Origin of the sequence: Aquabacterium sp. J223 (assembly GCF_024666615.1) — a bacterium.
GTDB lineage: Bacteria > Pseudomonadota > Gammaproteobacteria > Burkholderiales > Burkholderiaceae_C > J223.
The window spans coordinates 1,548,053-1,566,382 of the sequence record NZ_CP088297.1 but is presented as its reverse complement, the minus strand read 5'-3'; the positions used below and the strand labels follow the sequence as shown (position 1 = coordinate 1,566,382).

Sequence of the window (18,330 nt, the reverse complement as noted above, 5' to 3'; positions counted from 1 at the left end):
GAGCGGCGATGGCCCCGCTGCGCCTACCGCGGGAAGCTGCTTCCCGAAAACCCGCCTTGCACGGGCTTCTTGCAAGGAGAAACAGTGGGGTGGCTGATGGGACTCGAACCCACGACGACCAGAATCACAATCTGGGACTCTACCAACTGAGCTACAGCCACCGTAGAGAGGCGCGGATTATAGACACAGCACCGCCGCGGCGCCGGCGGGCCGGGGCGCTCAGCGACTGCCGTCGGACGGGGCGTCCGCCACCGGCGCGCGCACCTTGACCTCCGCCTTGTAGCGGCTGCGCAGCTGCTGGTAGTAGGCCTGGCCCTCGGCCTCGGCCAGGGTCTGCAGGTAGCGGTCCTGCAGCGCCTTCAGCTGCTCGGGCTGCACCTGCGGCGGCAGGCTCTGCAGCACCCGCAGGACCGCGAAGCCCTGGCCGCCGGGCAGCGGCGTGCCGAGCAGCGCCGGCCCCTGCGTCAGCGGTGCGCGCATGACGGCGTCGATGACCTCGCGCGGCTGGTTCTGCGGCTGCAGCCGCGACAGCGTCACCGCCGTCGGCAGCCGGTCCACGCCCTCGCCCTTCTTCAGCTCGGCCAGCCGGGCCTCGCCGGCCTCGCGCGCCAGCTTCAGCGCCTCGGCCTGCACCACCGCCTCGCGCACCTGGTCGCGCACCTCGGCCAGCGGCAGCAGCCGCGCCGGCTGGTGCTGCACCACCCGGCCGACGACCATCTGGTTGCGGCCGAACTCGATCGCCGCGGTGTTGCGCTTGTCCTTGACCGCCTCGTCGTCGAACAGCGCCTGCACGAACTTGGCGTTGCCCAGCGGGCCGTCGCCGGTGGGCTGCGCCTCGCGGCGCACCGTCGCGGTCCGCTTCTGCAGCTTCAGCTTGTCCAGCGCCGGCTGCAGCGTGTCGGGCTGCTCCTCGGCCAGGTTGCTGAACTGCTCGGCCGCCTCGGCGTAGCGGCGCTGCGCCAGCTGCTGGCCGACCTCGTCCTGCAGCGCCGGGCGCACCGCCTCGAAGGCCTTGCGCTCGCCGCCGCGGGCTTCCTTGAGCTGGATGATGTGGAAGCCGAAGTCGGTCTCGACGACGTTGCTGATCTCGCCCGGCTTCATCGAGAAGGCGGTGTCGGCGAAGGGCTTGACCATGGCCTCGCGGTTGAAGAAACCGAGGTCGCCGCCCTGCTCCTTCGAGCCGGGGTCGTCGGAGTTCTTGCGGGCCAGGTCGGCGAAGGACGAGGGGTTCGCGCGCACCTGCGCCAGCAGCGCCTCGGCCTTGGCCTTGGCCTTGGCGCGCTCGTCGGCCGGCCTGTCCTTGTCGGCGGCGACGAGGATGTGGGCGGCGCGGCGTTCCTCGGCGACGGTGTAGCGCGCCAGGTTCTGCTCGTAGTACTTGCGCAGCTCGTCTTCCGGGACGGTCACGCCCTTCTTCACCGTGTCGATGTCGAGCACCGCGTACTCGATGGTCGCCTGCTCGGGCGCGCGGAAGCTCGCCTCGTTGGCCTTGTGGTAGGCCTGCAGCTGCTCGTCGGTGGGCTGGACCTTGCCGCGGAAGTCGGCCGTGTCGAAACGCTGCACCTGCACCTCGCGCCGCTGCAGCAGGGCGTCGAGCGCGGTCTTCGGCGCGGTGGTGCCGGCCACCGGCGCGCCGGCCAGGCCCTGCATCACCTGGCGGATGCTCAGGTCCTGGCGCAGCTGCTGGGCGAACATCTGCGAGCTCATGCCCTGGGTGGCCAGCAGCGCGGTGTTGACGGTGTTGTCCGGGTTGCGCAGCGGCGCGAACTGCGGGTCGCTGACAAACACCCGCTGCAGCCGCTCGTCGGTGACGGCCACGTTGAGCTTGCGCGCCGCCGTCAGCAGCACGCGCTGGCGCAGCAGGCCCTCCAGCGTCTGCTGCTTGAACTCGGGCGCATCGAGCAGCTTGGGGTCAACCCCGGGCATCTGCGCACGCATGCGCTCGATCTGGCGCTGGTGCGCCTGGTCCCATTCGGCCTGGGTGATGGACTGGCCGTCCACCTTGGCCACGGTGGCGTTGGCACCTTCGGTGAAGCCGCTGTACCCCTGCACGCCGAAGAAGACGAACGAGGGAAAGATCACCAGCAGGAGCAGCAGCTGCAGCAGCCGGGTGTGCGTGCGCACGAAGTCGAACATGGGGACAAGCCTCTCGCCCGCCGGGCGGATGGATGGTGGGTGCTGACGGGTTCGAACCGCCGACCTACGCCTTGTAAGGGCGCCGCTCTACCGGCTGAGCTAAGCACCCCGGCCGAGCCCGCGATTCTAGAGGACCGACCCCGGACGGACCGCAGGGTTCAACCGGCGGCCGGCGGGACGGCCGCCGCCGCCGGCCGCACCACCAGCGCCACGCCGACGGCGGCCATCGCCAGCCCGGCCAGCATGGCCGGCGTCAGCGTCTCGCCGAAGAGCAGCCAGGCCTCCACGGCCACGCAGGGCGGCACCAGGTAGAGCAGGCTGGTCACCTCGGTGGCCGCGCCCCGCTGGATGAGCAGGAAGAGCAGCGAACTGCCGCCCAGCGTCAGCCCGAGCACCGACCAGACCAGCGCGCCGACCATCTCCGGATGCCAGTCCATGCCGCCGGACTCCAGCAGCGCCAGCGGCGCGGTCACGGCCAGTGCCGCCACCATCTGCAGCAGGCCGGCGCTGCGCACGTCGGTGGGCCCGACGAAGTGCTTCTGGTACAGCGTGCCGACGGTGATCGAGGCCAGCGCCAGCACCGCCAGCGAGAGGTTGAGCGCGTGCAGCCGGCCGCCGTCGAGCTGCCGCCCCACCACCAGCGCCAGCCCGGCGAAGCCGAGCACCAGGCCCAGCCACTGGCGCGGCGACACCCGGCCGGTGCCGCGGCCGCTGACCCAGACCGCGGTCAGCACCGGCTGCAGGCCGACGATGAGCGCGATGGTGCCCGCCGGCATGCCGTGCTTGACCGCCGCCCACACCCCGCCCAGGTAGCCGGCCTGCATCAGCACGCCGGTGACGGCCAGGTGCCACCAGGCCGCGCGGCCCGACGGCAGCGGCGCCCGGCTGGCCACCACCCACAGCAGCAGGCAGACCGCCGACAGCCCGTAGCGCAGGGACAGGAAACCCAGCGGCGGCGCATGCGGCATGCCGTAGCGCGCGACGATGAAGCCCGTGCTCCAGATGAGCACGAACACCGCGGGCATGGACGTCAACAGCAGGGGGAACGCAAGGCGCAATGCAGCGGGGGGTCGCGTCGTCGGTCGTCTTCCTCAGCGCACCTTGGCCCGGATCTCGGGCAGCGCCTTCTGCAGGTAGTAGACCATCGACCAGATGGTCAGCACCGCGGCCAGGATCATCAGCCAGCGGCCCCACAGCAGCGTGTCGATCACGCCGAAGAGGCGGCCGTCGTAGAGCAGGAACGGAATGGCCACCATCTGCACGGTGGTCTTGACCTTGCCGAGCATGTGCACCGCCACGCTGCGCGAGGCGCCGATCTGCGCCATCCATTCGCGCAGCGCCGAGATGGCGATCTCGCGGCCCACGATGACCAGCGCGATGATGGCGTCCACCCGCTGCAGCTGCACCAGCACCAGCAGCGCCGAGCAGACGAGGAACTTGTCGGCCACCGGGTCGAGGAAGGCGCCGAAGGCCGAGGTCTGGTTCAGCCGGCGCGCCAGCCAGCCGTCCAGCCAGTCGGTCAGCGCGAAGGCGATGAAGAGCACCGTCGCCGTCAGGTTGCGCACCTCCGCCGCCAGCGGCAGCTCGAACACCCCGGCGATGAGCGGGATGCAGGCGATGCGCGCCCAGGTCAGCAGCGTGGGGACGGTGAAGAACATGGCGGCGGATTGTGCCCCCCGGGGCGGCTGCCGCCCCAGGGCTAAGGGTCCTGCAGCGTGCGCGGCTTGAAGCGGCGGTCGTCGTCGAAGAGGAAGACCTCGGCGAACTTCCACGGCCGCGGCAGGTGGCGCATGTCGCCGTAGGGCGCCGCGCGGCGCACCGCGTCGATGGCCATCTGCGTCGTGTCCTTGGCCTGGCGCGGGTGGCGCATCACCTCGATGCGGCGCACGCTGCCGTCGGCGTTCAGCTCCACCTCCAGCACCGGGATGGCCAGCAGCGGGTCGGGCGGCGCGCCGGTGTAGGTGATGTTCGGGTTGGCCTGCACCAGCCGCAGCGCGGCCTGGCGCCGGAAGTCCTTCCAGGTGCGGGCGGCCACCGGCGCCGGCATCGCCGCCGGCGCGGGCGCCACGGGCGCCGGCGGCACCACCGCCGGCGCGCCCGGCGTCGGCGCGGTGATGACCACCGGCCGGTCCTGGACCGGCCGATCCTGCACCTGCGTGCCGCCGCAGGCCGTCAAGCTGCCAGCCGCCATCAACAACAACCGCCGCAGCCAGACCCCGGCAGGGGACAGGCCGCGGAGCGGCCAGGGGAGCGGGCTGGCGTTCGAAGCGCCCGGCGCGATCCGGGTCTCCCGGTCGTGTCGGGTTGCCCCCTCGGGGGGCCGCCGCCAGACGGCGGGGGGCTCAATGCAAAGCACGGTAGATGTCCTCCGCCAGTTCCTTCGAGATGCCTTCGACCTGCGACAGGTCGTCGACGCTCGCGTTCGTCACGCCGCGCACGCCGCCGAAGCGCTGCAGCAGGCGGGCCCGCTTCTTCGGGCCGACGCCCGGGATGTCCTCCAGCCGGCTGCCGCCGGTGCGCAGCTTGGCGCGGCGCGCCCGCATGCCGGTGATGGCGAAGCGGTGGGCCTCGTCGCGGATCTGCGCCACCAGCATCAGCGCGGCCGAGTCATGGCCCAGCGCCACCTTCGGCCGGCCGTCGGCGAAGACCAGTTCCTCCAGCCCCACCTTGCGGCCCTCGCCCTTCTCCACCCCGACGATGAGCGAGATGTCCAGCCCCAGCTCCTCGAACACCTCGCGCGCCACGCCCACCTGCCCGCGCCCGCCGTCGATCAGCACGACGTCGGGCATGCGGGCGGCGCCGGTGGCCACGCCCTCGGCCAGCTTGGCGTAGCGGCGGGTCAGCACCTGGCGCATGGCGGCGTAGTCGTCGCCGCCGGTCACGCCCTCGATGTTGAAGCGGCGGTACTGCGCGCTCTGCATCTGGTGGTTCTCGAACACCACGCAGGAGGCCTGGGTCGCCTCGCCCGCGGTGTGGCTGACGTCGAAGCACTCGATGCGCAGCGTGTCGAGGTCGTGCACCTGCAGGTCCAGCGCCTCGGCCAGCGCGCGGGTGCGCTCGCGCTGCGAGCCCTCCTCGGCCAGCAGCCGGGCCAGCGCCAGCTCGGCGCCCTTGATGGCCATGTCGAGCCAGATGCGGCGCTGCTCCCGCGGCTGGTGCTGCACCGCCAGCCGGCTGCCGGACTGCTGCGAAAGCGCCGCCACCAGCGCCGGGTCGATGCGGTGGCTGGTGACCAGCAGCGAGGGCAGCGCGCTGTCCAGGTAGTGCTGCGCGATGAAGGCCTCCAGCACCAGCACCTCGGGATCGCGTCGTCCGGCGTCGGCGGGCGCAGCGCCCTGGCCGGTCTCGGCGGCCGCATCGGCGGCCTCCGCCGCGGCTTCCGCCGCGCCCAGGGCGGTGGCCTCCTCGACGTGCGTGGGGAAGTAGGCCCGGTCGCCCAGGTGGCGGCCGCCGCGCACCATCGCCAGGTTGACGCAGGCGCGGCCGCCCTGCAGCCGCACCGCCAGGATGTCGACGTCGCCCTCGCCGGAGGACAGCGAGCTGGTCTCCACCGACTGCTGGTGCAGCACCCGCGACAGCGCGGCGATCTGGTTGCGCGCCTCGGCGGCGCGCTCGAACTCCAGCGCGTCGGAGAACGCCATCATCTGCGCCTGCAGCTGGTCCAGCACCTCCTGCGTCTGGCCGAGCAGGAAGGCCTCGGCATGGGCCACGTCCTGGGCGTAGTCGGCCGTGCCGATCAACCCCACGCAGGGGCCGGAGCAGCGGCGGATCTGGTAGAGCAGGCAGGGCCGGCTGCGGTTGGCGAACACCGTGTCCTCGCAGGTGCGCAGCTTGAACACCTTCTGCAGCAGCTGGATGGTCTCCTTCACCGCCCAGGCGCCGGGATAGGGGCCGAAGTAGCGGTGCTTGCGGTCGACCGAGCCGCGGTAGTAGGCCAGCCGCGGGTAGCGGGTCGACGGGCCGCCCTCGCCGTCGCGCTCGCGCACGCCGGTGATCTTCAGGTAGGGGTAGCTCTTGTCGTCGCGGAACAGGATGTTGAACCGCGGGTTCAACGCCTTGATCAGGTTGTTCTCGAGCAGCAGCGCCTCGGCCTCGCTGCGCACCACGGTGGTCTCCAGCCGCGCGATGCGGCCCACCATGTGGCCGATGCGGGTGCCGCCATGGTCCTTGTGGAAGTAGCTGGAGACCCGCTTCTTCAGGTTGCCCGCCTTGCCGACGTAGAGCACCTGGCCCGCCGCGTCGAAGTAGCGGTAGACGCCGGGCAGGCTGGGCAGCGCGGCGACCTCGGCGAGCAGGCGCTCGCGGATCGCGGCCGGGTCGGCGGCAGGGCCGGCCGCCGGAGCGGAGGAAGGCAGGACGGCGTCGCTCATCGTCGAGCCGGCCATTGTGCCGGCCGCCCCGCGCCGGACCCGCCGCAAGGCCTGCCGATAATCCCGCGCCATGCGCTGGGACGTCTTCTGCCGCGTCATCGACAACTGGGGCGACGTCGGCGTGTGCTGGCGGCTGGCCGCCGACCTCGCACGGCGCGGCGACGCGGTGCGGCTGTGGCTGGACGACGCCTCGGCGCTGGCCTGGATGGCGCCGCAGGGCGCGCCCGGCGTGCAGGTGCGGCCCTGGGCCGAGGCGCAGGCGGCGCCGCCGCCGCCCGGCGACGTGGTGGTCGAGGCCTTCGGCTGCGACCCGCCGCCGGCCTTCGTCGCGGCCATGGCCGCCGCCGCGCCACCGCCGGTGTGGATCAACCTGGAGTACCTGAGCGCCGAGCCCTTCGTCGAGCGCAGCCATGGCCTGCCCTCGCCGCAGCTCGCCGGCCCGGGCCGGGGCCTGACGAAGTGGTTCTTCTACCCGGGCTTCGGCGCCGGCACCGGCGGCCTGCTGCGCGAGCCCGACCTGGCCGCGCGGCAGGCGGCCTTCGACGCCGACGCCTGGCGTGCCGCCCAGGGCTGGCCGGCCGCCGACGGCGAACGCGACGTGCTGCTGTTCTGCTATCGCAACCCGGCGCTGCCCGCGTTGCGCGACGCGCTGGCCAGCGCCCCCACGCGGCTCCTCACCGCCGCCGGGCCGGCGACGGAACAGTCGCAGGCGCTGCAGGCCGTGGGCGGTTGGCCGTCGGCGCTGCGCCTGCAGCCGCTGCCCCTGCTGCCCCAGGCGGACTTCGATCACCTGCTGTGGTGCGCCGAGCTGAACCTGGTGCGCGGCGAGGACTCGCTGGTGCGGGCCCTCTGGGCCGGCCGGCCCTTCGTCTGGCAGCTCTACCCGCAACACGACGGCGCGCACGGCCCGAAGCTGGCGGCCTTCCTCGACCGGCTGCTCGACGGCGCACCGGCCGCGCTGGCGGCGGCGGTGCGCCGGTGCTTCGCGGTGTGGAACGGCCTGGACGCCGGACCGCTGCCCACGCTCGACCCCGCGCTGCTGGCCGACTGGCGGGCCTGGACCGTCGACTGGCGCGGGCGCCTGCTCGCCCAGCCCGACCTGGTGACGGCGCTGCGCGCCTTCGTCCGGCGCCAAGGCCCCGCGGCGGCAGGTGCCGACAGGCCGGCCGGTTAGAATCACGGGCTTTGCGCCGCACGCTCCGCGCTTCATGGTGAACCGAATCGGAGCAGGTCCGGACCGGACCCCCTCGGGCTGCAGACCCGGGCCGGCACCTGGTGCGTCCCCTCCAGAACCTTTCGGAACCGTATGAAACTCGCTCAGGAAATCCGCGCCGGCAACGTGATCATGCAGGGCAAGGACCCGATGGTCGTGCTCAAGACCGAGTACAGCCGCGGCGGCCGCGGCGCCGCCACCGTGCGCATGAAGATGAAGAACCTGCTCAACGGCGCGGGCGCCGAGGTGGTGTTCAAGGCCGACGACAAGATGGACCAGATCGTGCTCGACAAGAAGGAGTGCACCTACTCCTACTTCGCCGACCCGATGTACGCCTTCATGGACGCCGAGTACAACCAGTTCGAGGTCGAGGCCGAGAACATGGGCGACGCCATCAACTACCTGGAAGACAACATGCAGGTGGAAGTGGTGTTCTACGACGGCAAGGCCATCTCGGTCGAACTGCCGACCACCGTGGTGCGCGAGATCGAGACCGAGCCGGCCGTCAAGGGCGACACCTCCGGCAAGGTGATGAAGCCGGCCCGCCTGAAGGGCACCGGCTTCGAGATCCCGGTGCCGCTGTTCGTCGAGAACGGCGACAAGATCGAGATCGACACCCGCACGCACGAGTACAAGAAGCGCGTCTGACGCGCCGCGCGGCGACCATGCGAAGGGCACCTCGGTGCCCTTTTTCATGGCCCTGGCGCGGGTCGGCAGGGATCCGCGCCAGGGCCACCTCCGACGAACGGCGGCAGGCATGACGTTGAAAGCGACCCAGCAGGAGATCGCCGACTTCATCGCGGCGGAGTTCCCGCAGACACGATGCGTGGTGCGCGAGGTGGTGCCCGGCGGCGCCACCGTCGTGCACCCGATCGGCCCGGACGAGCTGCGCCCCGGCGGCACCGTCTCCGGCCCGCTGCTGATGGCGGTGGCCGACGTGGCGCTGTACGTCGCGCTGCTGGGCGCGATCGGCATCGTGCCGCTGGCGGTGACCACCAACCTCACCGTCAACTTCCTGCGCAAGCCGCCGGCCGACCGGTCCATCGTCGGCGTGTGCCGGCTGATCAAGGTCGGCCGCCGCCAGGCGGTGGGCGAGGTCAGCCTGTACGCCGAGGGCAAGCCGGACCCGGTGGCCCACGCCGTCGGCACCTACGCCATCCCGCCGCGGTGAGCGGCGAGGCGTCCGCGGCCGCATCGGCATGATGGACGGGTGAAGACCGGCCCCGTCGTTCCCGCGCCGCCCGCCCGTCGGGACATGGCCGACCGCACGCTGGCACTGGCGCAGGCACGGCAGGTCTTCCTCGGCGGCAACGGGCTGCCCGGTCGCTGGCGCGGCCGCGAGCGCTTCACCGTGCTGGCCACCGGCTTCGGCGCCGGCGACCCCCTGCTGGCCACCTGGGCGGCCTGGCGCGACGACCCCCATCGCGCCCGTCGGCTGCACCTCGTCGCCGTGGTCGCCCAGCCCCCGACCGCCGCCGCGCTGGCCGGCTGCCACGCCGGCTCGCCGCTGGACGGGCTGGCCGCGCAGTGGCAGGCCGCGTGGCCGCCGGCGGTGCACGGCCTGCACCTGCTGCGCCTCGACGACGGCGCGGTGTCGCTGCAACTGGCCTTCGGCGACCCCGACGACTGGCTGCCGGCACTGGTGCTGCAGGCCGACGCGTTCTACCTGGACGGTGCCGGCACCGCGCCGACCGGGGACGCCCACCGCGGCGCCTGCAGGCCCTGGCGCGGCTGGCCGCCCCGGGCGCCACCCTGGCGTCCGACGACACCAGCGACGCGCTGCGCGACGGCCTGGCCGCCGCCGGCTTCGTGGTGGCCGCGACGTCCGGGCCCGGCACGGCCGGCGGGATGACCGTGGCCCGGTACGCGCCGGCCTTCCACGCCCCGCGGCCGGCGGGACGGCCGGCACCCCCCGCCGCCCGCGAGGCGGTGGTGGTCGGCGCCGGGCTGGCCGGGGCGTCGGTGGCCGCCGCGCTGGCCGACCAGGGCTGGCACTGCCGGGTGCTCGACCGCCACCCGCACCCGGCCGCCGAGACCTCGGGCAACGCCGGCGGCCTGTTCCACCCGGTGGTCCATGCCGACGACGGGCCGCATGCGCGGCTGCACCGCGCCGGCGCGCTGTGGATGCGCCAGGCGCTGCGGTGCGCCCGAGCGGCCGGCCTGCCGCCCGCTGCCGGCGCGGCCGACGGCCTGCTGCGGCTGGACGCGCAGCGCCGCGCCGCCGATTTGCAGGCGCTCGCCGAACGGCTCGGCCTGCCCCCGACCTGGCCCGGGTGCTGACGCGGGAAGACGCGTCGGACCTGGCCCAGGTGTCGCTGCCCGGCCCCGCCTGGTGGTTCGGCCCGGCCGGCTGGGTCGACCCGGCGGCCTGGGTGCGGCACCGGCTGCGCACCCCCGGCGTGGTGTTCCGCGGCGGGCAGGCCGTGCACGGGCTGCAGCGCGACGCCGAGGGCGGCTGGCGCCTGCTCGACGCCCTCGGCCATGAACTCGACCGCGCGCCGGTGGTGGTGCTGGCCTGCGCGGGCGGGCTGCCGCGGCTGCTGCCGCCGCTGGCGCCGCTGCTGCGCGCGGTGCGCGGGCAGATCACCACGCTGCCGGCCACCGCGCCCGGTCCGCGGCCGTCGCTGCCGCTGGCGGGCGCCGGCTACGTGCTGCCGCTGCCCGACGGCCGGCTGCTCTGCGGTGCCACCACCCAGCCCGGCGACGACACGCCGGCGCTGCGCGAGGCCGACCACCGGCACAACCTGGCCCAGCTGCGGCGCCTCACCGGCTGGGACGGCCCGCTGCCGGACCCCACCACGCTCGACGGCCGCGTCGGCTGGCGCCAGGTGGCGCCCGACCGGCTGCCGCTGGCGGGGCCGGTGCCCCTGGCCTGGGACGACGCCTCCCACGCGCCCGCCGCACGGCTCGACCAGCCGCGTCTGCTGCCGCGCCAGCCCGGCCTGTGGCTGCTCGCCGGCCTGGCCTCGCGCGGGTTGACCACGGCGGCCCTGCTCGGCGAGTCCATCGCCGCCGCGCTCAGCGGAGCGCCGCTGCCGCTGCCGGCCGAACTGCTCGACGCGGTGGACCCGGCGCGGTTCCTGGCCCGCGCCGCGAGACGGCCGGGCTGACGCCCGACGGCCGGTGTCGGCCGGCCGCCGTCAGCGGCCGGTCGGCGTCGCCGCGGCCACCGCGTCGGCGCTCCAGCCGCCGCCCAGCGCGCCGTAGGCCGCGATGCGGCTCTGCACCAGCGACAGCTCCAGCTGCAATTGCTGCTGCTGCAGGGCGAACAGGCTGCGCTGCGCGTCGAGCAGCTCCAGCGAGCTGGCCACGCCGTTGCGCTGGCGCAGCTCGGTCAGCGCCAGGCGGCGGCGCTCGGTGGCGGTCTGCTGCGCCAGCTGGTCCAGCTGCTCGGCCAGCAGGCTGCGGTTGGCCAGCGCGTTGGCCACCTCGCGGAAGGCCGACTGGATGGCGCGCTCGTACTGCGCCACCGCCACCGCGCGCTGGCCTTCGGCGGCGCGCAGGTTGGCCCGGTTGCGGCCGAAGTCGAAGATCGGCAGCAGCAGCTGCGGCGCCAGGCTCCAGGCGCTGGCCTGGCCCAGGTCGGCCAGGTGGCTGCTGGCGGTGCCGACCTGCGCGGTGAGCAGCACGCGCGGGAAGAACGCGGCGCGCGCCGCGCCGATGTTGGCGTTGGCCGCGACCAGCGACGCCTCGGCCTGGCGCACGTCGGGCCGGCGCAGCAGCACCTCCGACGGCAGGCCGGCCGGCACGTCGGTCAGCGCCTGCGCGGACCAGCCGCCGGGCGGCGGCAGGTCGGCGGGCAGCGGCTGGCCGACCAGCAGCACCAGCGCGTTCAGGTCCTGCTGGCGCTGGCGCTCGGCGGAGGCCAGCGTCGCCCGCGCGGCGGCGAGCTGGCCTTCGGCCAGCCGCAGGTCGAGCTCGGAGGACACGCCGTTGTCCGTGCGCAGCTGGGTCAGCCGGAAGCTCTGCTCGCGGCTGGCCAGCGTGTCGCGGGTGACGGCCAGCAGCGCCTCGTCGGCCTGCACCGCGTAGTAGGCCGAGGCCAGCGACGACAGCAGCGTCACCTGCGCCGCGCGGGCGCCCTCCGCGCTGGCCAGGTACTGGGCGGCCGCCTGGTCGGTGAGCGAGCGCAGCCGGCCGAACAGGTCGAGCTCGTAGTTCGACACCGCCAGGCCGGCGGTGTAGATGCTCAGCAGGCCGCCGGTGAACGGGCTGGGCTGGCGCGAGCCGGTCACCGTGGCGTTGACCGTCGGGAAGATGTCGGCCCGGCGGGCCGCCAGCGTGGCGCGGGCCGTCTCGGCGTTGAGTGCCGCGATGCGCAGGTCCCGGTTGTTCTGCAGCGCCAGCCGGATCAGCGCCTGCAGCCGCGGCTCGGTGAAGAACTGCGGCCACGGCAGGTCGGGCGCCGCCGCCGCGGTGGCGGCCACGCCGGAGACCTTGTCGGCCAGCGGGAAGCCGTCGCCCACCGGGGCGGCGGGGCGCTGGTATTCGGGCACCAGCGCACAGCCGGCCAGCGCCGCGGACAGCAGCAGCGCCAGCGCCGCCGCGGCGGCGCGCGATGGGGGTCGGTCACGGTGCGTCATGGCGGGCATTGTGCTGGCGACGGACGGGGTGGGATCTGTCACGGGCGGCCCTCGGCAGGGGTGGCGGGCGTGGGCGGCGTGGCCGCGCCGTCGTTGTCGTCGAGCTGGTGAGCGTGCAGCCGGCGCTGGCGCTCGCTGCCCTTGAAGAAGCGGCGCACGACGACGAAGAACAGCGGCACGAAGAACACCGCCAGCACGGTGGCCGCGATCATGCCGCCCATCACGCCGGTGCCGATGGCGCGCTGGCTGGCCGAGCCGGCGCCGCTGGAGATCACCAGCGGCAGCACGCCGAGGATGAAGGCCAGCGAGGTCATGATGATGGGCCGGAAGCGCAGGTGCGCCGCCTGCAGCGCGGCGTCGAAGGCGCTCTTGCCCTGCGCCTGCAGGTCCTTGGCGAACTCGATGATCAGGATGGCGTTCTTCGCCGCCAGGCCGATGACGGTGATGAGGCCGATCTTGAAGTAGACGTCGTTCGGGTAGTCGCGCAGGAACACGCCGGTCAGCGCGCCGAGCACGCCCAGCGGCACCACCAGCAGCACCGCCGCGGGGATCGACCAGCTCTCGTACAGCGCGGCCAGCGCGAGGAACACCGCCAGCAGCGAGAAGGCGTAGAGCAGGTTGGCCGTCTGCCCGGACAGCTTCTCCTCGCGCGACTGGCCGGTCCATTCGAAGCCGAAGCCCGGCGGCAGCTGCGCGGCCAGGCGCTCCATCTCGGCCATGGCCTGGCCGGTGCTCACGCCGGGCGCGGCGTCGCCGGCGATGCGCATCGTCGGGTAGCCGTTGTAGCGGACGGTCTGCATCGCGCCGGTGATCCAGCGGGTGGTGGCGAAGGACGCCACCGGCACCGACTGGCCCCGGTTGTTGACGACGTTCAGCCGCAGCAGGTCGTCCGGCTGCATGCGGCGCGGCGCATCCGACTGCACGATCACCCGCTGCAGGCGCCCCTGGTTGGGAAAGTCGTTGATGTAGCTGGAGCCGGTCGCGGTGGACAGCGTGGTCGCGATGGCGTCGAAGCCCACGCCCAGCGCATTGGCCTTGTCGCGGTCGATGTCCAGCTGCAGCTGCGGCGCGTCCTCCAGGCCGTCCGGGCGCACGCCGGCGAGCAGCCTGCTCTGCGACGCCATGCCGAGCAGCTGGTTGCGCGCATTGGTCAGCGCCTCGCGTCCCTGGCCGCCGCGGTCCTGCAGCCGGAAGGTGAAGCCGGTGGCGTTGCCCAGCTCCGGGATCGGCGGCGGGCTCAGCGCGAAGATGAACGCGTCGCGGACCTGGGACAGCGCGCCGAAGGTCCGGCCGGCCAGCGCCTGCGCGGTGCTGCCCGCGCCCTCGCGGTCCTTCCAGTCCTTCAGCACCACGAAGGCCAGGCCGGCGTTCTGCCCGGTGCCCGAGAAGCTGAAGCCCAGCACGCTCACCATGCTGTCCACCTCGGGCTGCTTGAGGATGAAGCCCTCCACCTGCTGGATCACCTCCAGCGTCCGGTTCTGCGAGGCGCCGGGCGGCAGCTGGACGTTGACGATGATGTAGCCCTGGTCCTCGTTGGGCAGGAAGCTGTTGGGCAGGCGCAGGAACATCCAGCCCACCGCGACCACGATGGCCAGGTAGATGACCATGAAGCGGCCGCTGCGCCGCAGCAGCCGGGCCACCCAGCCCTCGTAGCCCTTGGCCGTGCGGGTGAAGCCCCGGTTGAACCAGCCGAAGAAGCCGCGCTTCTCGTGGTGGTGGCCGGCCGCCACCGGCTTGAGCAGCGTGGCGCACAGCGCCGGCGTGAGCGACAGCGCCAGGAAGGCGGAGAACGCGATGGCCGACACCATCACCGCCGAGAACTGCTTGTAGATGTTGCCCACCGCGCCGGCGAAGAAGGCCAGCGGCACGAACACCGAGATCAGCACCACCGTCACGCCGATGATGGCGCCGGAGATCTGGCCCATGGCCTTGCGCGTGGCGGCGCGCGGCGGCAGCCCCTCCTCGCTCATGATGCGCTCGACGTTCTCCACCACCACGATGGCGTCGTCGACCACGATGCCGATGACCAGCACCATGCCGAACATGGTCAGCACGTTGATCGAGAAGCCCAGGCCCAGGAGCACGGCGAAGGTGCCGAGCAGCGCGACCGGTACCACGATCGTCGGGATGATGGTGTAGCGCCAGTTCTGCAGGAACAGGAACATGACCAGGAAGACCAGCACCACCGCCTCGACCAGGGTCTCCACCACCTGCTCGATCGAGATGCTGACGAAGCGCGAGGTGTCGTAGGGCACCTCGTACTTCACCCCCGGCGGAAAGAACCTGGACAGCTCCGCCATGCGCGCATGCACCGCCTTGGCGGTGGCCAGCGCGTTGCCGGTGGGCGACAGCTGGATGCCGATGCCGGTCGACGGCTGGCCGTTGAGCCGCGCCGAGGTGGCATAGGCCTGGCCGCCCAGCTCGATGCGCGCCACGTCGCGCAGGCGCACGGCGGAGCCGTCGGGGTTGGCGCGCAGCACGATGTTGCCGAACTGCTCGACCGTCGCCAGCTGGCCCTGCACCACCACGGTGGCGAAGATGGTCTGGCCGGGCACGTTCGGCAGGTCGCCCACCGTGCCGGCGGGCACCTGCACGTTCTGCGCGCGGATGGCGTTGTTGACGTCGGCGGCGGACAGGTTGAAGCCGACCAGCTTCTGCGGGTCCAGCCAGATGCGCATCGCCCGCTCGGTGCCGAACAGCTGCGCCACGCCGACGCCCGGCACCCGCTGCAGCTCCGGCAGCACGTTGCGCGAGGCGTAGTCGCCGAGGGCCACCGGGTCCCACTTGGGATCGTCCGACGACAGGATGGTGAACATCAGGAAGTTGTTGCGCGCCTTGTCCACGCGCACCCCCTGCTGGGTCACCGCCGCCGGCAGCCGGGGCGTGGCCCGCGCCAGCCGGTTCTGCACGTCCACCTGCGCCAGGTCCGGGTTCGTGCCGGGCTCGAAGGTGATGGTCAGCGTGCCGGTGCCGTCGGCCTGGGCCACGGACTCCATGTAGATGAGGCCGCTGGCGCCGTTCATCTCGCGCTCGATGACGCTGAGCACGGCGTCCTCCAGCGTCTGCGCGGAGGCGCCGGGATAGGCGACGTTGACCACGATGCCCGGCGGCGCCACGGTGGGGTACTGCGACACCGGCAGCAGCCGGATCGCCACCGCGCCGAGCACGAGGATGAACAGCGCGATGACCCACGCGAAGATGGGCCGGTCGATGAAGAAGCGGGCCATGGAGGGCGCCCCTTCAGCGGCTGGCGGCCGAGGCGGCGGCCGGCGCCGACGCGGCCGCGACCGACGCCGGGCGGCCGGGCGCCGAGGCCGCCTGCGCCGGCGTCCACGGCACCGCCTGCACCGGCGCGCCGCGCATCATCTGAAGCTTCTGCACGCCGTCCACCACCACCTGGTCGCCGGGTTTCAGGCCGCCCAGCACCACCCACTGGTTGCCCTGTGCCGGGCCCAGCGTCACCGGGCGCGGCGCGGGCTTGCCGTCGGGGCCGATCGCCAGCACGGTGTCGCCCTGCTGGCCGCGGGTGACGGCCTGCTGCGGCAGCAGCACCGCGTTGTCGATCTGCTGCTGCGCCAACCGGCCTCGCACGTACTGGCCGGGCAACAGCGCGCGGTCGGCGTTGGGCACCTCGGCGCGCAGCGTCACCTGGCCCGACGTGGTGTCCACCGACAGGTCGGAGAACAGCAGCCGGCCACCACGCGGCAGTTCGCTGCCGTCCTCCAGCACGATGCGCACCGGCAGCCCGGCGGCGGTGTTGGCACCGGGCAGGCGGCGCAGCCGCTGCAGTTCGGTCGCCGACTGGGTGAAGTTGACGTACACCGGGTCGACCTGCTGGATGAGCGCCATCTGCGTCGCCTCGGCCTGCGTCACCAGCGCGCCTTCGGTGACCAGCGCGCGGCCGATGCGCCCGGAGATCGGCGCGGTGACGTTGGCGTAGCCCAGGTTGAGCTGCGCGGTGACCACGCCGGCCCGGCCGGCGGCCACGTCGGCCTGCGCCTGCAGCAGCGCGGCCTCGGCGTTGGTGAACTCCTGCTGGCTGACCGCGTTGGCCTCGCGCAGCGGTTTCAGGCGGTTGAACTGCGCGGCGGCGCTGGCCTGCGCCGCTTCGGCCCGGGCCAGCGTGGCCTGCGCGCTCTGCAGCGCCGCCTGGTAGGGTGCCGGGTCGATGCGGAACAGCGGCTGGCCGGCCTTGACGTCGCTGCCCTCCCTGAACAGCCGCTGCTGCACGATGCCGGTGACCCGCGCGCGGACCTGCGCGGTGCGCAGCGCCTCCACCCGGCCGGGCAGTTCGGTGAACACCGGCAGGCTGGTCGGGGCGCCGACGGTGACCACCCCCACCTGCACCGGCGGCATGCCGCCTCCGGGCGCCCCGGGGCCGCCCGGCCCCTGGGCCGGCTTGTCGTCGCAGCCGGCCAGCAGCACGGCGATGGCCAGCGTCGCGGCGGTGGAGGAAAGGCGGTGGGGCATGCGATGCATCGGTCTTCCTTGGCAGGCCCGGGGTTTGACCCATGAGGCGTGCGGTGCAGTTTACATACAATCGCGAACGTATGTTGATGGCGGCGGTGTGACCGCCGCGTGACCACCCGCCCCAGACACCATGGTTCGCCGAAGCAAAGAGGACGCGCTCGCCACGCGGGAAGCGCTGCTCGACGCCGCGCAGGCCGAGTTTGCCGTGCACGGCGTGGCGGGCACCTCGCTGGAGCGGGTGGCCACCGCCGCCGGGGTCACCCGCGGTGCGCTGTACTGGCACTTCCGCGACAAGAACGACCTCTTCGGCGCGCTGATGGCGCGCGCCACCCTGCCGCTCGAATGCCTCTTCCAGGACGACGAACCGCAGCAGCACTGGACACTGGACGGGCTCCGCGACGAACTGGTCGACGGGCTGCGGCACATCGCCAAGGACCCGCGGCTGCAGCAGGTCTTCATGATCGCCACCCAGAAGGTCGAGTACGTCGGCGAGCAGGAGGCCCTGCGCGAACGGCACACGGCGGAGCGCGCCACCTTCGTCGGTCGCATCGAGCGGCTGCTGCGCCGCATCGCCGCCACGCAGCCGCTGTCGCTGCCGGCCAGCCAGGCGGCCATCGCGCTGCATGCGCTGATGAACGGCCTGGTCTACAACTGGACGCTGTGCGGCCACGGCTTCGACCTGGTGAAGGTGGGCGGCGGCGCGCTGGCCGCCTTCCTGGCCGGGCTGCGTGCCGACGCCGGCCGCGTCGACGGGCCGAGCACGCGGCGCAGCGCGCCGCTCGCGCGGCGGGCTAGAAGACCAGCCGCCTGACGCCCTGGCCGGTGCCGAGCAGGCACACCGCCGCCCGGTGGTGGGCAAAGATGCCGACGGTGACGACGCCCGGCCATTGGTTGACCTCGGCCTCCATGGCCTCGGGGTCGGCGATCGACAGGCCATGCACGTCCAGCAGCGGGTGGCCGTTGTCGGTGCGCACGCCCTCGCGCCGCACGGCGCGGCCGCCGAGCTGCTCGAAGCGCCGCACCAGCCGCGGCAGCGCCAGCTCGATCACCTCCACCGGCAGCGGGAAGCGGCCCAGCGTGGTGACCAGCTTCGACTCGTCGGCGATGCAGACGAAGCGCTCGGCCAGGTCGGCCACGATCTTCTCGCGCGTCAACGCCGCACCGCCGCCCTTGAGCATGCAGCCGCGACCGTCGATCTCGTCGGCACCGTCGACGTAGACCGGCAGGCGGTCGACCTCGGCGGTGTCCAGCACGCGGATGCCGTGCCGGCGCAGCCGCTCGCTGGAACGTTCGGAGCTGGACACCGCGCCGGCGATGCGGTCGCGGCGACCGGCCAGCGCGTCGATGAAACGGTCGACCGTGGAGCCGGTGCCCACGCCGACCACCGCGCCGTCGACCAGCTCGTCCAGCGCTGCCCGGCCGACCAGATCCTTGAGTTCGTCTTGCGTCATGTGTGCCCCTCGTCCAGCGGGACGCCGGACGATCCCCGCGGGGATCGCGGGCCGGCAGTGTAGGGGCGCCGCCCCCGGGGCGGACCGGCTTGCGGCCCGGGCGCCGC

Annotated in this window: 16 protein-coding genes and 2 tRNA genes; 7 read left to right on the top strand and 11 right to left on the bottom strand. The window is 73.4% G+C overall.

What is annotated here, in order from left to right; translation table 11 throughout:
- Positions 1-85: 85 nt before the first annotated feature.
- The 7 genes from LRS07_RS07585 to uvrC form a co-directional block, all read right to left on the bottom strand.
- Positions 86-161: transfer RNA gene (locus LRS07_RS07585), tRNA-His, on the bottom strand.
- A 58-nt stretch (positions 162-219) separates the two neighbouring features.
- Entirely contained in the window at positions 220-2,136 is a 1,917-nt protein-coding gene (locus tag LRS07_RS07580; protein WP_260501332.1) for a SurA N-terminal domain-containing protein, read from the bottom strand.
- A gap of 33 nt (positions 2,137-2,169) precedes the next feature.
- Positions 2,170-2,245 (bottom strand) — tRNA-Val (locus LRS07_RS07575).
- Positions 2,246-2,294: 49 nt separating this feature from the next.
- Complete coding sequence (locus LRS07_RS07570; RefSeq protein ID WP_260502069.1) at positions 2,295-3,161, bottom strand: DMT family transporter; 867 nt, start codon at positions 3,159-3,161, stop codon at positions 2,295-2,297.
- Positions 3,162-3,227: 66 nt separating this feature from the next.
- Complete coding sequence (gene pgsA, locus LRS07_RS07565) at positions 3,228-3,794, bottom strand: CDP-diacylglycerol--glycerol-3-phosphate 3-phosphatidyltransferase (protein ID WP_260501331.1); 567 nt, start codon at positions 3,792-3,794, stop codon at positions 3,228-3,230.
- A 41-nt stretch (positions 3,795-3,835) separates the two neighbouring features.
- Positions 3,836-4,327, bottom strand: a complete 492-nt coding sequence (locus LRS07_RS07560) for a hypothetical protein (protein WP_260501330.1) — start codon at positions 4,325-4,327, stop codon at positions 3,836-3,838.
- A 151-nt stretch (positions 4,328-4,478) separates the two neighbouring features.
- Entirely contained in the window at positions 4,479-6,506 is a 2,028-nt protein-coding gene (gene uvrC, locus LRS07_RS07555) for an excinuclease ABC subunit UvrC (RefSeq protein WP_260501329.1), read from the bottom strand.
- A 70-nt stretch (positions 6,507-6,576) separates the two neighbouring features.
- On the opposite strand from uvrC, the gene earP reads away from it, so the two are divergent.
- From earP to mnmC1, 6 genes are all read left to right on the top strand, one after another.
- Positions 6,577-7,680, top strand: a complete 1,104-nt coding sequence (gene earP, locus LRS07_RS07550) for an elongation factor P maturation arginine rhamnosyltransferase EarP (RefSeq protein ID WP_260501328.1) — start codon at positions 6,577-6,579, stop codon at positions 7,678-7,680.
- Between the two features lie 132 nt (positions 7,681-7,812).
- Positions 7,813-8,367 carry an elongation factor P gene (efp, locus tag LRS07_RS07545; RefSeq protein WP_260501327.1) on the top strand — a complete coding sequence of 185 codons (555 nt, stop codon included), beginning with the start codon at positions 7,813-7,815 and terminating at the stop codon, positions 8,365-8,367.
- Positions 8,368-8,476: 109 nt separating this feature from the next.
- Positions 8,477-8,890 (top strand): PaaI family thioesterase, encoded by a 414-nt coding sequence (locus tag LRS07_RS07540; protein WP_260501326.1) that lies wholly within the window; start codon positions 8,477-8,479, stop codon positions 8,888-8,890.
- 39 nt (positions 8,891-8,929) lie between these two features.
- Positions 8,930-9,571: an MnmC family methyltransferase gene (locus tag LRS07_RS07535; protein WP_260501325.1), complete on the top strand. Its 642-nt coding sequence runs from the start codon at positions 8,930-8,932 to the stop codon at positions 9,569-9,571.
- Positions 9,568-9,999 carry an FAD-dependent oxidoreductase gene (locus tag LRS07_RS22215; protein ID WP_409450614.1) on the top strand — a complete coding sequence of 144 codons (432 nt, stop codon included), beginning with the start codon at positions 9,568-9,570 and terminating at the stop codon, positions 9,997-9,999. Before LRS07_RS07535 ends, LRS07_RS22215 begins: the two co-directional genes overlap by 4 nt.
- Positions 9,993-10,829, top strand: a complete 837-nt coding sequence (gene mnmC1 / locus LRS07_RS07530) for an FAD-dependent 5-carboxymethylaminomethyl-2-thiouridine(34) oxidoreductase MnmC1 (protein ID WP_409450613.1) — start codon at positions 9,993-9,995, stop codon at positions 10,827-10,829. Before LRS07_RS22215 ends, mnmC1 begins: the two co-directional genes overlap by 7 nt.
- A gap of 30 nt (positions 10,830-10,859) precedes the next feature.
- Here the strand turns inward: mnmC1 and LRS07_RS07525 are convergent, their stop codons facing one another.
- The 3 genes from LRS07_RS07525 to LRS07_RS07515 are packed head-to-tail and all read right to left on the bottom strand — an operon-like array spanning position 10,860 to position 16,772.
- Complete coding sequence (locus tag LRS07_RS07525) at positions 10,860-12,302, bottom strand: efflux transporter outer membrane subunit (RefSeq protein ID WP_260501324.1); 1,443 nt, start codon at positions 12,300-12,302, stop codon at positions 10,860-10,862.
- Positions 12,303-12,340: 38 nt separating this feature from the next.
- Positions 12,341-15,529 carry an efflux RND transporter permease subunit gene (locus tag LRS07_RS07520; protein WP_260501323.1) on the bottom strand — a complete coding sequence of 1,063 codons (3,189 nt, stop codon included), beginning with the start codon at positions 15,527-15,529 and terminating at the stop codon, positions 12,341-12,343.
- A 13-nt stretch (positions 15,530-15,542) separates the two neighbouring features.
- On the bottom strand, positions 15,543-16,772 hold the full coding sequence (locus tag LRS07_RS07515) for an efflux RND transporter periplasmic adaptor subunit (RefSeq protein WP_260501322.1): 1,230 nt from the start codon (positions 16,770-16,772) through the stop codon (positions 15,543-15,545).
- Positions 16,773-16,902: 130 nt separating this feature from the next.
- Between LRS07_RS07515 and LRS07_RS07510 the strand changes: the two genes are divergently transcribed.
- Entirely contained in the window at positions 16,903-17,583 is a 681-nt protein-coding gene (locus tag LRS07_RS07510) for a TetR family transcriptional regulator (RefSeq protein ID WP_260501321.1), read from the top strand.
- Here the strand turns inward: LRS07_RS07510 and rpiA are convergent.
- Positions 17,564-18,223 carry a ribose-5-phosphate isomerase RpiA gene (gene rpiA / locus LRS07_RS07505; protein WP_260501320.1) on the bottom strand — a complete coding sequence of 220 codons (660 nt, stop codon included), beginning with the start codon at positions 18,221-18,223 and terminating at the stop codon, positions 17,564-17,566. The genes LRS07_RS07510 and rpiA overlap by 20 nt on opposite strands.
- Between the last annotated feature and the right edge of the window lie 107 nt (positions 18,224-18,330).

Excerpts from the sequence above, each read along its gene's own strand:
- LRS07_RS07580 (WP_260501332.1), bottom strand. The coding sequence starts at position 2,136 with ATGTTCGACTTCGTGCGCACGCACACCCGGCTGCTGCAGCTGCTGCTC.
- LRS07_RS07570 (WP_260502069.1), bottom strand. The coding sequence starts at position 3,161 with ATGCCCGCGGTGTTCGTGCTCATCTGGAGCACGGGCTTCATCGTCGCG.
- pgsA (WP_260501331.1), bottom strand. The coding sequence starts at position 3,794 with ATGTTCTTCACCGTCCCCACGCTGCTGACCTGGGCGCGCATCGCCTGC.
- LRS07_RS07560 (WP_260501330.1), bottom strand. The coding sequence starts at position 4,327 with ATGGCGGCTGGCAGCTTGACGGCCTGCGGCGGCACGCAGGTGCAGGAT.
- uvrC (WP_260501329.1), bottom strand. The coding sequence starts at position 6,506 with ATGAGCGACGCCGTCCTGCCTTCCTCCGCTCCGGCGGCCGGCCCTGCC.
- earP (WP_260501328.1), top strand. The coding sequence starts at position 6,577 with ATGCGCTGGGACGTCTTCTGCCGCGTCATCGACAACTGGGGCGACGTC.
- efp (WP_260501327.1), top strand. The coding sequence starts at position 7,813 with ATGAAACTCGCTCAGGAAATCCGCGCCGGCAACGTGATCATGCAGGGC.
- LRS07_RS07540 (WP_260501326.1), top strand. The coding sequence starts at position 8,477 with ATGACGTTGAAAGCGACCCAGCAGGAGATCGCCGACTTCATCGCGGCG.
- LRS07_RS22215 (WP_409450614.1), top strand. The coding sequence starts at position 9,568 with ATGACCGTGGCCCGGTACGCGCCGGCCTTCCACGCCCCGCGGCCGGCG.
- LRS07_RS07525 (WP_260501324.1), bottom strand. The coding sequence starts at position 12,302 with ATGACGCACCGTGACCGACCCCCATCGCGCGCCGCCGCGGCGGCGCTG.
- LRS07_RS07520 (WP_260501323.1), bottom strand. The coding sequence starts at position 15,529 with ATGGCCCGCTTCTTCATCGACCGGCCCATCTTCGCGTGGGTCATCGCG.
- LRS07_RS07515 (WP_260501322.1), bottom strand. The coding sequence starts at position 16,772 with ATGCCCCACCGCCTTTCCTCCACCGCCGCGACGCTGGCCATCGCCGTG.
- LRS07_RS07510 (WP_260501321.1), top strand. The coding sequence starts at position 16,903 with ATGGTTCGCCGAAGCAAAGAGGACGCGCTCGCCACGCGGGAAGCGCTG.
- rpiA (WP_260501320.1), bottom strand. The coding sequence starts at position 18,223 with ATGACGCAAGACGAACTCAAGGATCTGGTCGGCCGGGCAGCGCTGGAC.